Annotated in this window: 17 protein-coding genes; 13 read left to right on the forward strand and 4 right to left on the reverse strand. The window is 34.6% G+C overall.

The features are described 5' to 3' along the window. The first annotated feature begins 27 nt into the window (after nt 1–27). From IPZ78_RS12685 to trmB, 3 genes are all read left to right on the forward strand, one after another. Nucleotides 28–504, forward strand: a complete 477-nt coding sequence (locus IPZ78_RS12685) for a hypothetical protein (RefSeq protein WP_225554279.1) — start codon at nt 28–30, stop codon at nt 502–504. Beyond that, nucleotides 488–1015 (forward strand): hypothetical protein, encoded by a 528-nt coding sequence (locus IPZ78_RS12690; RefSeq protein ID WP_225554280.1) that lies wholly within the window; start codon nt 488–490, stop codon nt 1013–1015. The genes IPZ78_RS12685 and IPZ78_RS12690 overlap by 17 nt, the downstream gene beginning before the upstream one ends. A 124-nt stretch (nt 1016–1139) precedes the next feature. Continuing rightward, nucleotides 1140–1793: a tRNA (guanosine(46)-N7)-methyltransferase TrmB gene (trmB, locus tag IPZ78_RS12695; RefSeq protein WP_225554281.1), complete on the forward strand. Its 654-nt coding sequence runs from the start codon at nt 1140–1142 to the stop codon at nt 1791–1793. A 37-nt stretch (nt 1794–1830) separates the two neighbouring features. Here the strand turns inward: trmB and IPZ78_RS12700 are convergent, their stop codons facing one another. From IPZ78_RS12700 to IPZ78_RS12710, 3 genes are all read right to left on the reverse strand, one after another. Next, nucleotides 1831–2265, reverse strand: a complete 435-nt coding sequence (locus IPZ78_RS12700) for a hypothetical protein (RefSeq protein ID WP_225554282.1) — start codon at nt 2263–2265, stop codon at nt 1831–1833. A 50-nt stretch (nt 2266–2315) separates the two neighbouring features. Continuing rightward, nucleotides 2316–3776, reverse strand: a complete 1461-nt coding sequence (locus tag IPZ78_RS12705; protein ID WP_225554283.1) for a WG repeat-containing protein — start codon at nt 3774–3776, stop codon at nt 2316–2318. Nucleotides 3777–3867: 91 nt separating this feature from the next. Continuing rightward, nucleotides 3868–4722: a M23 family metallopeptidase gene (locus IPZ78_RS12710; protein ID WP_225554284.1), complete on the reverse strand. Its 855-nt coding sequence runs from the start codon at nt 4720–4722 to the stop codon at nt 3868–3870. A gap of 141 nt (nt 4723–4863) precedes the next feature. Here IPZ78_RS12710 and mutY point away from each other — a divergent pair, with 141 nt between their 5' ends. The 10 genes from mutY (at nt 4864) to IPZ78_RS12760 (ending at nt 13727) form a co-directional block, all read left to right on the forward strand. Further along, the gene (gene mutY, locus IPZ78_RS12715) at nt 4864–5913 is read left to right on the forward strand and encodes an A/G-specific adenine glycosylase (protein ID WP_225554285.1); all 1050 of its coding nucleotides are present in this window, start codon (nt 4864–4866) and stop codon (nt 5911–5913) included. A 21-nt stretch (nt 5914–5934) separates the two neighbouring features. Then, nucleotides 5935–6384, forward strand: coding sequence for a single-stranded DNA-binding protein (locus IPZ78_RS12720; protein WP_225554286.1), 450 nt, complete (start codon nt 5935–5937; stop codon nt 6382–6384). A 65-nt stretch (nt 6385–6449) separates the two neighbouring features. Next, entirely contained in the window at nt 6450–7487 is a 1038-nt protein-coding gene (gene pheS / locus IPZ78_RS12725) for a phenylalanine--tRNA ligase subunit alpha (protein WP_225554287.1), read from the forward strand. 78 nt (nt 7488–7565) lie between these two features. After that, nucleotides 7566–7892, forward strand: coding sequence for a hypothetical protein (locus IPZ78_RS12730; protein WP_225554288.1), 327 nt, complete (start codon nt 7566–7568; stop codon nt 7890–7892). Between the two features lies 1 nt (nt 7893). Then, nucleotides 7894–8469, forward strand: coding sequence for a TetR/AcrR family transcriptional regulator (locus IPZ78_RS12735; protein ID WP_225554289.1), 576 nt, complete (start codon nt 7894–7896; stop codon nt 8467–8469). A gap of 53 nt (nt 8470–8522) precedes the next feature. Further along, nucleotides 8523–9929, forward strand: coding sequence for a 23S rRNA (uracil(1939)-C(5))-methyltransferase RlmD (gene rlmD, locus IPZ78_RS12740; RefSeq protein ID WP_225554290.1), 1407 nt, complete (start codon nt 8523–8525; stop codon nt 9927–9929). A gap of 1 nt (nt 9930) precedes the next feature. After that, entirely contained in the window at nt 9931–10335 is a 405-nt protein-coding gene (locus IPZ78_RS12745) for a hypothetical protein (RefSeq protein WP_225554291.1), read from the forward strand. Nucleotides 10336–10400: 65 nt separating this feature from the next. Continuing rightward, the gene (locus IPZ78_RS12750) at nt 10401–11156 is read left to right on the forward strand and encodes a hypothetical protein (RefSeq protein ID WP_225554292.1); all 756 of its coding nucleotides are present in this window, start codon (nt 10401–10403) and stop codon (nt 11154–11156) included. Nucleotides 11157–11261: 105 nt separating this feature from the next. Next, a complete protein-coding gene (locus IPZ78_RS12755; RefSeq protein WP_262903872.1) occupies nt 11262–11951 on the forward strand; it encodes an OmpA family protein in 690 nt (229 codons plus the stop codon). Nucleotides 11952–12119: 168 nt separating this feature from the next. Beyond that, a complete protein-coding gene (locus IPZ78_RS12760; RefSeq protein ID WP_225554293.1) occupies nt 12120–13727 on the forward strand; it encodes a family 43 glycosylhydrolase in 1608 nt (535 codons plus the stop codon). A gap of 32 nt (nt 13728–13759) precedes the next feature. Here IPZ78_RS12760 and IPZ78_RS12765 read toward each other — a convergent pair whose 3' ends face one another. Further along, the gene (locus IPZ78_RS12765; RefSeq protein ID WP_225554294.1) at nt 13760–14677 is read right to left on the reverse strand and encodes a Ppx/GppA phosphatase family protein; all 918 of its coding nucleotides are present in this window, start codon (nt 14675–14677) and stop codon (nt 13760–13762) included. Between the last annotated feature and the right edge of the window lie 16 nt (nt 14678–14693).

The following is a 14693-nucleotide window of genomic DNA, read 5'->3' on the forward strand; positions in this document are numbered from 1 at the left end:
AGGTGGATCGATAAAATTTCTTTATGGATGGAAGAACAAAAATTTTCCTTTACGGGTAGTTTTCAAAAGACAAAAGAATACCTAGATACGCAGGTAGAGATTGTTAAATTAAAGGCAATTTCTAAATCTTCTCGTATCGTAGGAGCTATAGTGCTTGATATATCAAAATTGATGATAGCCTTGGCTATTATCTTCTTTTGGTCCTTGGCCTTGGGATTTTGGTTAGGCGAATTGTTGGATAGTTATTCTTTGGGATTTTTGGCTACTGGAGGAATATTTTTAATCTTTCTTTTGATTGTTCGTGCGATGGAACCTAAGCTCGAGGCGAAATTTATGGATTTGACTATTAAAAAAATCCTAGGTAAGTGGAATGAAGAGGAGGATTATATCGCTAATATGGAGCGTGAAGAGTATGAGAAAAAACAAGAATATAAAGCTCCAGAGGGTAATGCTACGGTGAAAGAAATGTTCGAAAAAGAAATAGATCATGAAGGTAAATATTAATAATTCAGCAGAGCTCAAAACCGAACTTGTTCGTTTGAGTAGATTGAGAAAAGAGCAAGAGATTTACTTGGGGGATCAATATACATTTTTGAGAAATAAGATTCAGACTCCATCAAGAGTAATTGGGGCTGTAGCCTCAAATATTCCAGGATTTGGGTTGGTGAAAGATGTGTTTTCATTTTTGGGTAAGGCTAATAGTGAAACAACAGCATCAAGTCCATCCAATACGAAATCAGATTGGTTTACCAAAGTAGCAAAGCTTGCTCTACCATTAGTGCTCAATCGTACTGTATTAAAGAATAGTGGATGGCTTAAAAAATCTCTTGTTCTTTTAGCATCAGAAGGTGCTATGGGGCAGGTTAGTAAAGATAAAGTATCTTCATTTGTTGGTAAAATAGCAAACTTTGTAAGACCTGAGAAATCTAAAAAGAAGCATAAAAAAGTGAAACCATTAGAGGAAGAGGAAGATTTGCCAAACTTCGGAATCCCACCTAATAGTGAAACCTATTAAAAGATAAATCCCTTTCATTCGAAAGGGATTTATTTGTTAGGAATATTTGTGTTCAAAATAAATCTGCTATAAATAGTTGAAATCCTGCGTTGATAAGATTATTTTTGCGACTTAATTCATGTTTATGGGTAAGGATAAATTAAGAAAATTTGCAGAGGTTGCTACTTTCGAAAATGTGGTGCAATTGGATGCAGGTAAAGAATATAAAGGACAATGGGCTTCAAATTTTTTTGGTAATGATAAACCAATTATTTTAGAACTCGCTTGTGGTAAAGGTGAATATACTGTCAATCTTGCAAAATTATTTCCGGAGCAAAATTTCTTAGGTATTGATTATAAAGGGAACCGTATATGGCGTGGAGCTAAAACGGCTTTGGAAGAAGGTATTAAAAATGTAGGTTTCTTAAGAATACAAATAGAAACTATTTTGGAACATTTTGCTGAAAACGAAGTTTCTGAGATTTGGATAACATTTCCAGATCCACAACCTCAGGATAGTCGTGAGAAAAAGCGATTAACAAATCCTAAGTTTTTGGAACGTTATAAATTTATTCTAAAAGAAGATGGTATTATGCATTTGAAAACAGATAGTGATAGTTTTTACGCGTATACTATAGAACAAATTGAAGCTTTAAGTCTGACTAAATTCAAAGAAACAACTGATCTGTACAAATCAGATTTGGTAGACGAAGTTCTTTCAATTAAAACATATTACGAACGTAAATATTTATCTATTGATAAGGAGATAAATTATGTTCAATGGACATTTAAGAAATAACAAAAAGCTCTGATTTTATAAATCAGAGCTTTTTAGTTTACATTTTGTAATATTCTACTGCATGTGCTGTCAGTGCATGATGTAAATCCAAATTGTCATCGTCACTAGAAAATAATTTATTGCGCCAATACCGTTTAGGAGACTTTTTATTGAAATGAATCACAAATAAGTTTCCTCCTGATCGAGTCAAGCTTTTGATATGGTCAATTTCGTTGATTTTAAAAATATCTGTTTTATTGTCGAATTTAACAATTAGTTCTTCATCAGTTAATGTCCAATTGGATGTCCTTTTACTCCATCTTACGGACAAATAGAGGATAATTGGAATCGTAAATAGAATAAAAATAATTTTTGAGATTTCAGAAACTGGAACTTGCGATGAAATTATACCAGCTAGGATCAAAAGTGAAAAAAAACTTAACATATAGCGCCCTCGGTGCAATGTATTGATTTGGAAGACTTGCTCAATCATATTTCAAAGCTACTAATAAAGAAAGAGCATTTTTAAATGCTCTTTCTTTATTATTTAATTTCTTCGCCTTTAGAATTTAGATAAAAGGAATCTTCACGTCCCTCCAACATTACCTCTGTCTTCCCTCCTACAAATGTCGTTGCATAATCATATTTTATCGGTATTATCACTATGCCTACACCGTTAATGAAGCCATATTTGTTGTTTTTAGTTACCAAAAATAAGTCGTCAGCATTCCCAGTAGATATATAATCGTATGTTGCTTTGAGATTTTCTCCTTTTATTGTGTACAAGGAGTATGTAGATTTCTCATCATCATATACTATAAAATTATTATCTGTATGATCAGTAATATATTTATATGTTGGGTAAACTACTATTTTGTTATCATTATTAATGATGCCGTACTTCTCATTAATGGCAACTATAGCATAGCCATGCTTTAAAAAGGATACATTGTCATATTGATTTGGAATAATAACATTTCCCTTATGATCCAGTATCCCATATTTCTCATTTTTAGAGAACGTAAAACAATTTTCAACTTCACTAAAATATAGTGATTGAAATTCTATTGGAATAATTACTTGACCGTTGAGATCAATTGTGCCTGATAGATAATTTTCATCAGATACAATAGAAAAGTCATTAACGTATGGCTGTATAGATAAGTATTTGGGTTGTGTAATAATATTCTCCTCACTATCCTTTATTCCATATAGTCCTTTTTCTTCATCATAAAAAGCATGACGATTCATACCCAGTTCATAATTTGTCACGACCAAAGAATCTTGTTCGTCTTCATCAGAAGGGAAATCTTCCATTTTTGGGGTGTCAATCAATGTGAAATCGTTTGGAATATCAAAAAGATGGATGTCATTTTCTGGATGTATGTCGGAAACTTGAATGCCTAGTCCACTTGTAGAAATTTCTAATGCCGCCCCGGGTATGTTTTTTAAATATCCATATTCACCCCAATAGGCTTGAGGTAATGTTTCAGTGTACCAAATATTCAAATCAGCAGAATTCTCATCCGAATCAGATAATGTTATTTTAGCAAGCTTACATTTATATCCTGCTATTTCTTTTTCTTGGTTAGGAATAAATTCGATTGGTAATTCTGAAATGAAGGTAGCATTGGTTTCTGTGCCAATAAATTTATCACGTTGCGTGGTATTTAAATAATAGCTTTTATCATTTGGATAGATGGTGTAATATTCGTCCTTTTCTTTGTCGATTAATTCATAGTAATCAGAGAATAAACTCGCTTTTGCCTTGACCCAATTTTTATTTACCCAGACTTGCGCAATAGGTGTGTCGTCATCTTGAAATGCCATTGCCAATGCTGCAGTAGCAGCAATTGTTCTTTGGGTTTCGTCCATATCCTTTTCATCCATTTTTAACAATGCTTCATCTACAATGAATTTGTAATTTAATTTAAAAGTAGGGCTTTGGGCGAATAAGTTGGAGGTTAGAACCCCGAATACAATTGAGAGTAAAAATATTTTCATAATAATCTGTGTGTGGTGCAAATATGGCGAAAATAAATTACAAATATGGGTGGGCTAAATCAATAAAAAAGGCAGCTATTAGCTGCCTTTTTTATAATTCAAAATAATTTTCAGGATTCAATTTTTTATTGTCTTTAAGTACTTCATAATGAAGATGTGGGCCAGTGCTTCTGCCCGTATTGCCTAATAGACCTATGACAGTGCCTGCTTGAACTTTTTGACCTCCTTTTACTTGAGTTCGTACGAGGTGCGCATACCGAGTTTCATATCCGTATTGGTGTTTCACCTTTACGACATAACCATATTCTCCTTCATATCCAGCGAAAGAGACTACACCGTCAGCTGTAGCACGTATCGGTTCGCCCATGCGTCCTTTAAAATCAATACCCGAATGCATTTCTCTCCCTCTTCGTGTGAAAGGATTAACTCTATAACCAAATCGTGATGTTACATGACCATTATGCGGTTTACCAATGGGGATACTCGAAATTTTCTTTTCTACATTTAATAATACTGCTTTGTAGTACTCACTTAGTAAGACAATGTTTTCTTCGTCTCGCTCTATAGGACCTCCTGCATTATCGTAAGCTAATTTGGTGTTAATTCCACGTTTTTTCAATTTACCATTGATAATTTGAATAGTAGAATCAATTTGCATGATAGACTTTTTTGCTTCTAGGATATCTTGCTCTGACTCTTGTTTAGATGAACTCAATTTTTGATTCTTCTGTTGTATTTTGTCCAAAGCAACTTCATATTTAGCACTAACATCTTCTGCTTTTTTAATAGCAGCGAAGTAAGCAATTGTTCCAATAAGTGTTACTATCAATGCTAATGTTGAAATGGATATTTGTTTCCAATACTTTACCAATATGGTTGGTATTTCTAAGTTTTTGTCAGAATTACCTTCAATACTAATTTGTACTGCTGATTTCTTTTTAAACATACGCCTCCTTCTATACTTCTGTTATGTTTTCCTTTGAGTGAATGCAAAAATACGAATTTAAATATTTATAAGTCAATTTGTTGTTGTTGTGAATCAGGAAGTTAATGTTAAATACTGTTAAAGTTTTAAGATATTTGTAGAATGAACGTCGCAAAAGAGCTTATAACTTGGTACAATGAGAATGGAAGAGACTTACCTTGGAGACAAACAAATGATCCCTATATTATATGGTTGTCTGAAATAATATTACAACAAACAAGGGTAGAGCAGGGATTGCCTTATTTCTATAGGTTTGTAGAGAAATATCCTGATGTTAAATCATTTGCAAATGCTGATGAAGATGATTTGTTGCTTCTGTGGCAAGGGTTAGGGTATTATTCTCGTGTACGAAATATGCATAAAGCGGCAAAAATGGTGATAGCAAAATTTGATGGTAATTTTCCTTCAAAATATGATGAGGTCATTCAATTGACGGGTGTTGGTGAATATACAGCTGCTGCTATTTCTTCATTCTCGATTAATGAAACTAGAGCGGTGTTGGATGGTAATGTGTTTAGAGTATTAGCTCGATTTTTTGGTGTTGATATAGCAATTAATTCTACCGTTGGTAAGAAGAAATTTCAACAACTAGCGAATGAATTAATCTGTGATTCGCAGTCTGGGATATATAATCAAGCTATAATGGATTTTGGTGCCACAGTTTGTAAGCCAAAGGCGCCGAAGTGTGAAATTTGTGTTTTGAATTTGGAATGTGTCGCATTGCAAGAGGGACTTATAGATCAGCTTCCTGTGAAGAATAAATCAAAACCTAGTAGAAATAGATATTTTAACTATTTTATTGTAGAGAGAGATGAGCAGATTTTATTTTCAAAAAGAGGAGATGATGATGTCTGGGCAAATATGTACGAATTTCCCTTAATTGAATCTGATAGAGAATTAAGTATGATGGAGTTACAAAATGACCCTTTGTATCAATCTCATTTTAAAGGTGTTGAGATTGCGCCTTGTGGTGAGACAATAAAGCATATTTTGAGTCATCAGAATATATATGCTCGTTTTTATAAGGTTGTTGACAAGCTGAACAATATCAAAAAAAATCCTTCATGGAATTATTATAATTCGGATAATTTAGATAAATTAGCTAAGCATAAACTTATTTTTTCTTTCATTAATAAGTATTTTATGAACTAATCAATTAAACTTTAAATTATTATGTCGAGCGTTAACAAAGTTATCTTAGTGGGTCATTTGGGTAAAGATCCAGAATTACGTTATCTAGAAGGAAATGTAAGTGTTGCTAGTTTTCCATTAGCTACTTCTGAAACATTCAATAAAGATGGAAAAAAGGTCGAGCAAACAGAATGGCACAACATTGTAATGTGGCGCGGTTTGGCGGATGTGGCAGCCAAATACTTAACTAAGGGGAGATTGGTGTACATCGAGGGCAAATTACGTACACGTTCCTATGAAGATAAAGAAGGGGTAAGACGTTATACGACAGAGATTGTTGCGGAGAGCTTTAATATTTTGGGACGCAAATCAGATTTCGAAAGTACAAATAGCAATGCAAGTACGACATCTAATACAAATACAACCAATCAAACACAAGAACAGACTGTAGACTTTACGGAGAATGATTCAGATGATGGTTTACCATTCTAATAAATAGAATATTTTTTAAATAACGGTTCACTAAAAGTTTAATTTTTGCTGTATCTTTGGTGATTATGTTGCAAGATAAAATAGCGCAGTATACCAAAGAAATTGAGCAATTTACGCCTGCATCTGCTGCGGATGTAGAGAATTTCAGATTAAAATTTTTAGTTTCTAAGGGAATTGTAAAAGAATTGTTTGAAGAATTTAAGACGGTTTCATCAGAAGAGAAACGTGTTTTGGGTAAAGTATTGAACGAATTTAAGCAATTAGCTGAGACTAAATTTCAGGAATCACAGACTCAATTTGCCAGTGCTGCTAAAGTTCATAAACGCGAAGAAGAAGATCTTACTCTACCTGGTGATGGTTTTCAGTTGGGATCAAGACATCCTTTGTCATTAGTGCGCAAAGAGATAGTTGAGATTTTCAAGAAATTAGGGTTTATTGTTGCAGAAGGTCCAGAAATCGAAGATGATTGGCATAATTTCTCAGCCCTAAATTTTCCTCCTGAGCACCCTGCGCGTGATATGCAAGATACTTTCTTTATTAAAAAGCAAGAAGGTAATGATATAGCTTTACGTACACATACCTCCTCAGTGCAAGTTCGTTTGATGGAAGCTGGGCAGCCACCTTTTAGAGCGATAATGCCGGGACGTGTATACCGTAACGAAGCCATTTCAGCAAGAGCGCATTGTTTCTTTCATCAGGTAGAAGGTTTGTATGTTGATGAAAATGTTTCATTTGCGGATTTGAAACAGACTTTATTCCACTTTGTACAAGAATTATATGGAGAGGGTACGAAAGTTCGTTTCCGTCCTTCCTATTTTCCATTTACAGAGCCTTCAGCTGAGATGGATATTTCGTGTTCTATTTGTAAGGGAGCAGGATGTAATCTATGTAAGCACTCTGGATGGGTAGAAATCTTGGGTTGTGGTATGGTAGATCCAAATGTGTTGGAAAATTGTGGTATTGATAGCAAAAAATATTCAGGCTTTGCATTTGGTATGGGGATTGAGCGTATCACGAATTTGAAATATGAGATTAAAGATTTAAGATTATTTTCAGAGAACGATACACGCTTCTTATCTCAATTTGAGACTGAAATCATTTAGATGATTAAATATAAAAACTGTATTGCATTTTCACTCTTTATACTACTCATGGGTAGTTGCAAAGATGGGGGATGCAACATGGTTTTAAATAGTGTAGTTAATGAGACATTGTCGCTTGATCAAAGTCTTGAACTTACATTAGCTAATACATGGACTTATGCAAATGGTGGAGGCTGCGGATTGATTGTTCATAATAATGGTAATAATGTTGTTGCCTATGATCGATGTAGCCCAATTAAAAATTCAGGAGCAAGTAAGGTTGTTGTTGATGGAATGCAGGTAGTAGATTCTAATACAGGCGCAAAATGGTTATTAATGGATGGCTCACCAATCCATATCGCTGAATGCTCTTTACAACGTTACCAAGTTAGAAAGTCAGGGAATTTGTATGTCATAACGAATTGATATGAGTCAGGAAGAAGTAGTATTAACGATAAAAAAAGCTGCTCGTGATTTATTTCGCAAGTATGGATACAACAAGACTAGTGTTAATGAATTAGCTAAACAATCAAAAATATCCAAGGCAACCTTTTATAAAATCTTTCCTTCCAAAGAGCTCATCTTGCATGAGGTACTGATGGATTACATTCGTGAAAATGTAGAAGATATCCTAAATATTGGCACCAAAGATTTAGATTTATCCACCTTTTTGGGGAAAACTATATTGCGTGTGAGTCGTGTTACATATACAGTGTGTAATGAATTTGTGGGATGGGAATTCATTCGTGAATCTACCAATGCGCAAGAATATTTAAAGACTCTTTCTGATGACTTAGAATTTTTATTGCTAAGTTCATTTATTAAAAATGAAGTTATTGGTTCGACTATCCCTGAAGAAAAACTAACTTTCCTAATTAAATCAAGTAAAAATATAGTTTTTTCATTCGCTTTTACCGCTGTGACAGAGGCTGATGTTCGTAAAAACTTTATTTCATTTCAAAAAGAAATTCTTCCTTATCTCGTGCAAGCGACAATCGCTTAGACTCTGTTTTCTCCCATTCTAAATTGAAATTAAAAAGTGTATTTTTGTAGCCTATGGGCAGAAGAATACCACAAGACAAAAAACAGCTGCAAAATATTGAAATTTTTGATATTGCTGAAGAAGGAAAAGGTGTAGGAAGACACGAGGAAATGGTGCTTTTTATAGAAAAGGCAATTCCAGGTGATATTGTTGATGTAGAGTTGCAGCGCAAAAAGAAAAATTTTGCAGAAGGTAAAGTAACACACATTATTCAGCAATCACCTTACCGCATTGAGCCTTTTTGTCCTCATTTTGGTGTATGTGGTGGTTGTAAATGGCAACATATGAACTATGACGCGCAATTAAAATTTAAACAACAATCTGTTGATAATGCATTGACGCGAATCGGTAAAGTAGATACATCTTCAATGGAAGATATTTTAGGTTCTGCTGATACTACATATTATCGCAATAAGTTAGAATATACGTTTTCGAATAAAAGATGGTTGACAAACCGTGACGAAGAGGTCGCTCCAGAAAACATGAACGCATTAGGATTTCACGTTCCTGGACGTTTTGACAAAATTTTGGATATTGATCATTGTTTCTTACAACAAGATCCATCAAATGATTTACGTAATTCGGTTCGTGATTTTGCAATCCAGCAGGGGATTACATTTTATGATTTGCGTTCTCATGAAGGAGCATTGCGAAATTTAATAATTCGTACTTCTTCAACTGGTGAAGTGATGCTTGTTGTTGTATTTGCATATCCAGAGGAAGAACAGGTCGATCTTGTAATGAATTTTATTTCAGAGAAATTTCCAAATATAGTGTCACTGCTTTATATAATTAATCAGAAGCGCAATGATACAATCTTTGATCAGGATATACATGTATTCAGCGGCAGAGATTTTATATACGAGGAGATGGAGGGATTGAAATTCAAAGTAGGGGCAAAGTCTTTTTATCAGACTAATTCAGCTCAGGCTTATGAGTTGTATAAAATCACTAGAGATTTTGCTGGATTAAAAGGCGATGAACTAGTGTATGACTTATACACAGGTGCGGGTACTATTGCAAATTTTGTAGCTCGATATGCTAAAGAAGTGGTAGGGGTTGAATATGTCCCTACAGCAATTGAAGATGCAAAAATCAATTCAGAGATAAATGGTATTCAAAACACGAAGTTTTACGCAGGTGATATGAAAGATGTTTTGACAGCCACATTTGTTGAAGAACATGGTAAGCCTGATGTTGTCATAACAGATCCTCCTCGTGCAGGTATGCATGCTGATGTGGTAAACCGTATACTAGAAATGGAGGCTCCAAAGGTAGTTTATGTTAGTTGTAATGCAGCAACTCAAGCTAGAGATTTAGAGATGTTGGCTGCTAAGTATGATGTAGTACGTATTAAACCTGTTGACATGTTTCCACAAACACAACATGTGGAGAATGTAGTTTTATTAAAATTAAGATAATATGGATTTTTCAGATTTATTATCAGGCAGTACAGAAAGTTCTGATGGTCAGGGTGAAGCAAAAAGACCTAGTCCATTACAAAGCTTAAAAGTGGATTTGGACTTTTACAGCGAATCCATTAAGGAGATTTCAAGTGAAATGCTGGCTGAGGGATATACATTGTTTCCAATATTTATTGCTACGCAACACGAAGTGTCTTTGGGTGAGGTGATATTAGATAAGGCTGAATTGGGAACAAATTGGTCTATCAATGCGTCCTCATTGGAGGAATTTGTAGAGAGAGGTGTGATTCAAGATGCTAAAAAGACTAATTTTGAGAAAAGCTATAAAAAAGCCGCTGATTACATGTGTCTTTTTGTTGTAGTACCAGAGGGAGCCAACTTTGTTTTTTATCCCTACAAATAAAAATAATTTGCGCTTTAATACTTTTTAACATAACATAGTCCAATATTTGATTACTTTAGTTTTAGATGACTATATATATTAAAAAAATAGCTTTATTAATTCCATTACTGTTGTTGTTACAATTTGTAAATGCACAGGTGTCTGACATGCCTAAAGTGTCGGGTATTATACTAGAAAAGGGTACAGGTAAAAGGCTTGTTGATGTCAATGTGATGAATGTTCGTACGAAACGTACTGTCACGAGTAATAATTTTGGTGTCTTCTATCTTGAAGCCGGTATTGGAGATAGTTTAGCTTTCACAAAGGTTGGTTACGGACCACTTAAGACCGTATTATATTCCTTAGAAGATATTGTATTGGAAATGCAGCCAGGGTTGACTATTGAAGAGGTGGTTGTCGCAAGACGTACGCGCCAGCAAGATATGGAAGATATTCTAAAGGATTATTCCAAAAAAGGGATTTATAATGGCGGTAAAAATTCCGTTGGGACGTACTTAGGTAGTCCCGCTACAGCTTTATACAACCTATTCGGTCGTGAAGCTAAAAACATGAAACGTTTTGAAAAATTTATGGATAGGGAACTAGATGCTATTGCTGTAGACCGAATATTCAATAAAACTATTGTTTCTACGACAACTGGACTAGAAGGACAAGAGCTAGAAAATTTTATGGAAATTTATAGACCTTCACATGATCAAGCGACGAAATGGGGGCAGTATGACCTATTAAATTATATTACAAAATCGTTTAAATCATGGGATGATAGCGGTCGTCCAGTGCCTGAAAAGTTGCCAAAGTTGGATATTTCTCCACAAAATTAGTATAGATTACAATTTTTCATTGCATGATTATAATATTGGCATTAGCTTTGTTTATTGTTATGCTGATAGAGGTAAGAATAGGAAAATAGAATATATTATATAATTATGAAAGTGAATAAAAAATTAGCAGTATATGGTCTATCATTGGCTACATCTGCAATGTTGTTAGCTAGTTGTGAGACTATCCAAAATACAAATAGTACAACTAAAGGCGCTGTAATTGGTACTACTGCTGGAGCAGGTATAGGTGCATTAATTGGTAATAAGGCGGGTAATACTGCTATTGGTGCAATCGCTGGAGCAGTAATCGGTGGTGCAGCTGGTACATTGATCGGTAAGAAAATGGACAAGCAAGCTAAAGAGATTGAAAATGCTGTAGCTGGTGCAGAAGTAGAGCAAGTTGGTGAAGGTATTTTGGTAAAATTCGATTCAGGTATTTTGTTTGATTTCAATAGTTCAGCATTAAAATCTAATGCAAAAACGAACATTGCTAAATTAGTTGAGACATTAAACAAAGAGCCTGATACAGAAATCTTAGTTTTAGGTCATACAGATAACGTAGGTAGTCTTTCTGCAAACCAAAAAGTTTCTGAAGCTAGAGCGAAGTCGGTAAGAGACTATGCAGTTTCACAAGGCTTGGCTGGAGCACGTGTTAAGACTGAAGGTAAGAATTTTGCAGAGCCAATTGCATCTAATGATACTGATGCTGGTCGTGCTGACAACCGTCGTGTAGAGGTTGTTATCGTTGCGAGCAAAAAAATGCAAGAAGCAGCTAAACAACAAGCTGGTCAATAATAAGTATACTTAGTATAAAAAAAATAGAGGCTAACATGAAAATGTTAGCCTCTGTTTTTTATGATGTTCACTTTGAATTTGTTACAGGGGAGTACATGATGCGTAGTTGGTTAGAATCTAGTATTTTACGTTTTGATTACATTCTACAAACTGTTAATGAATACTCTTATGAATCGTATAGTTTTTCTATTTTTATTATTTCTAGTCACAAACTCTGCTCTAAGTCAGACGGTTTCGAGTTCAGGTTTTTTGAATATTAAAAATGACGTTTTTTGGGATACCCAAGATGGGCAGCCTATTTATAGTCAAGGGGGAGGGATATTTAGGTTTGTAGATCCAGTAGATGGTGTAGAGAAATATTTTTGGTATGGGGCAAAATATGAAGAATCTGCAATATATAGGAATAACCCTACGATCACTCCTGCTAAAGATAACTTTCTAGCGGTGACTTGCTATGTGTCTTCTGATCTTGTGAATTGGTCAGCAAGAGGAGATGTTTTAACCAAAGATCATATTGATGCACATTCGAATACTTCTCCAACGCGTTGGGCTGGTCGTTTAGGTGTTGCACATGTAAAGGAGATTAACAAGTATGCATTAATCATACAGCATAATGATCAGGTGTTGATTACTGTAGCGGAAAAACCTGACGGTCCTTTTGTTTGGCATCAGCGAATCAACATGCAGAGCACAATAGGAACGAGTAATACAGGCGATCAAACGGTCTTTACTGATGAAGACACAGGTAAATCCTATTTAGTTTATTCGTATGGCAGAGGCAGGAATAGAATTTATGTTTCTGAAATAGGTATGAAAGATGGAAAAGTAGGATTATTAGATTGTGTTGAAATATTTAAAGGTGCTGGACGAGAGGGGAATTGTATGTTTAAATACAAGGGTAAATATTATCTATTTGCATCCAATCTATACGGATGGGATTCATCATTCGCGTATTATCTAGTGGCAGATGATGTTCGAGGTCCATTTAGACCGACGAATGAAATGTTAGTTCTTCCAGGATCTGAGGAAGATTATGCACATGTGACCCAAACAGGTTTTTTTATAAATGTAAAGGGTACGAATCAAGAAACAGTAATTTATTGTGGTGATAGATGGGCAAATTTTGCGGGTAATGGTTTGGGGTACAATCAGTGGTGTCCATTATCTTTTGATGGTGATAAGCCCTATTTTAATTCTTTAAGTTCATGGGGCTTAAATCCTACAACTGGCGAATGGATTGTTGCTAAGGACAATGATTTTGTTAAAAATGGAAGCTTTGAGGCGGATAGAAGATATATTCCAAGTCCTGTAAAACCAGTACAAGAGCAATTATTGGGATGGAATACGGAGATTATTGAGGGGAATAAATTATCTGTAGGAGATTCTTTGTCTCCAGTTTTAAATTATTTCAATAAGCAAGAAGATAGAAAAATAGTAGTAGGTGAAAAAAGTTTACATATCAACGATGCGGTAGATTTCAAACGCAAAATCTCTCAGAATATAACCTCAACTACATATGTTAAACTTGAAGATGGATTATATACCCTTAAAGCTATGTATAGAAACAACGGTAAGTTTCGAAATTTGGAAATGTTCGCCAGTAGTAGTGGTAAAATTTTAAAATATCCTTTTAAGAAGACTGATAGTATTTGGAAAACAGCTACGCTAGATAATATTCGTGTTAAAAATGGTCAAGTTGAAATAGGGTTTTTAGCCGATGGAAAATCGGGGGCGCAATGTTTAATTGACGATATATCCCTTGTGAGAAAAAAATGATCTTAGGTTTCGCTATCTAATTAATTGTGTTACTATTTGGTAGCAAAGTTGTAGGATTGATTTACAATGCCATATTTTAGATCGTAAGTGCTCATATTGATTTGTTGAATATTCAGATTATTTATGATGAAATCGGTTAGCACAAAAGCCATAACAATCATGTCTACACGTAAGGGAATTAGGTTTGGCATTACCAACCTTTCCCTGTGCGTAGAACTTTTGAGATTAGAACTCAAATCTTTGTATTTGAATATATCTATTGAAGAGGTGCTAATAAGCTGAAGGTCTGTTTCAGGTTGAATCATTTCGAGATATGTTTCAAACGCTCCAGCAGAGCCAATTAAATTTATTGCTTTAAATTCCTTGTTGAATTCTAATAGATCAGATAGAGTAGCTCGAAGATGGCTATTTATAGTGTCCATATTTTCAACTGAGATAGGGTCAGACTTGAAGAAATTTTGCATTAGTCTAGCTGCACCAATATCATAGCTTTTGCGCCAATAGGATTTGTCTTCATCACAAAATATAAATTCTGTACTACCTCCACCAATATCCATAATTAAGGACTTCTCTTTGATAGCGCCACTAGCTTTGACAGCACTATAAATTAAGTCTGCTTCTTTATCTCCAGATATGATTTCAATCTTTATTGAAGTTAGCTCTTGTGCTTTTTTTACAAAATCTTCTCCGTTTTTGGCACTTCGAATAGCAGATGTAGCGACAGCTTTTGTCTGATCCACACCATACTTGTTCACTATTGATTTGAACTCTTGCAAACATGTAATCCCTCTTTCAAAAGCTTTAGGGATGATGCAGTTGTTCAGTGTAATATTTTCACTTAGTTTTACTGGTCTATGTGTTTTGAAAATTATATCTACTTGATTGTTTTTGTATTCAGCTATTAGTAGATGAAATGTATTTGAACCAAGGTCAATTGCTGCGATTTTCATGGATTTCTCTTGTAGT

Source organism: Sphingobacterium bovistauri (genome assembly GCF_020295405.1).
GTDB classification, from domain to species: Bacteria; Bacteroidota; Bacteroidia; order Sphingobacteriales; family Sphingobacteriaceae; genus Sphingobacterium; species Sphingobacterium bovistauri.

Excerpts from the sequence above, each read along its gene's own strand:
- mutY (WP_225554285.1), top strand. The coding sequence starts at position 4,864 with ATGAACGTCGCAAAAGAGCTTATAACTTGGTACAATGAGAATGGAAGA.
- IPZ78_RS12755 (WP_262903872.1), top strand. The coding sequence starts at position 11,262 with ATGAAAGTGAATAAAAAATTAGCAGTATATGGTCTATCATTGGCTACA.
- IPZ78_RS12750 (WP_225554292.1), top strand. The coding sequence starts at position 10,401 with ATGACTATATATATTAAAAAAATAGCTTTATTAATTCCATTACTGTTG.
- IPZ78_RS12760 (WP_225554293.1), top strand. The coding sequence starts at position 12,120 with ATGAATCGTATAGTTTTTCTATTTTTATTATTTCTAGTCACAAACTCT.
- IPZ78_RS12685 (WP_225554279.1), top strand. The coding sequence starts at position 28 with ATGGAAGAACAAAAATTTTCCTTTACGGGTAGTTTTCAAAAGACAAAA.
- IPZ78_RS12735 (WP_225554289.1), top strand. The coding sequence starts at position 7,894 with ATGAGTCAGGAAGAAGTAGTATTAACGATAAAAAAAGCTGCTCGTGAT.
- IPZ78_RS12745 (WP_225554291.1), top strand. The coding sequence starts at position 9,931 with ATGGATTTTTCAGATTTATTATCAGGCAGTACAGAAAGTTCTGATGGT.
- IPZ78_RS12730 (WP_225554288.1), top strand. The coding sequence starts at position 7,566 with ATGGTTTTAAATAGTGTAGTTAATGAGACATTGTCGCTTGATCAAAGT.
- IPZ78_RS12710 (WP_225554284.1), bottom strand. The coding sequence starts at position 4,722 with ATGTTTAAAAAGAAATCAGCAGTACAAATTAGTATTGAAGGTAATTCT.
- pheS (WP_225554287.1), top strand. The coding sequence starts at position 6,450 with ATGTTGCAAGATAAAATAGCGCAGTATACCAAAGAAATTGAGCAATTT.
- trmB (WP_225554281.1), top strand. The coding sequence starts at position 1,140 with ATGGGTAAGGATAAATTAAGAAAATTTGCAGAGGTTGCTACTTTCGAA.
- IPZ78_RS12705 (WP_225554283.1), bottom strand. The coding sequence starts at position 3,776 with ATGAAAATATTTTTACTCTCAATTGTATTCGGGGTTCTAACCTCCAAC.
- IPZ78_RS12700 (WP_225554282.1), bottom strand. The coding sequence starts at position 2,265 with ATGATTGAGCAAGTCTTCCAAATCAATACATTGCACCGAGGGCGCTAT.
- rlmD (WP_225554290.1), top strand. The coding sequence starts at position 8,523 with ATGGGCAGAAGAATACCACAAGACAAAAAACAGCTGCAAAATATTGAA.
- IPZ78_RS12720 (WP_225554286.1), top strand. The coding sequence starts at position 5,935 with ATGTCGAGCGTTAACAAAGTTATCTTAGTGGGTCATTTGGGTAAAGAT.
- IPZ78_RS12765 (WP_225554294.1), bottom strand. The coding sequence starts at position 14,677 with ATGAAAATCGCAGCAATTGACCTTGGTTCAAATACATTTCATCTACTA.
- IPZ78_RS12690 (WP_225554280.1), top strand. The coding sequence starts at position 488 with ATGAAGGTAAATATTAATAATTCAGCAGAGCTCAAAACCGAACTTGTT.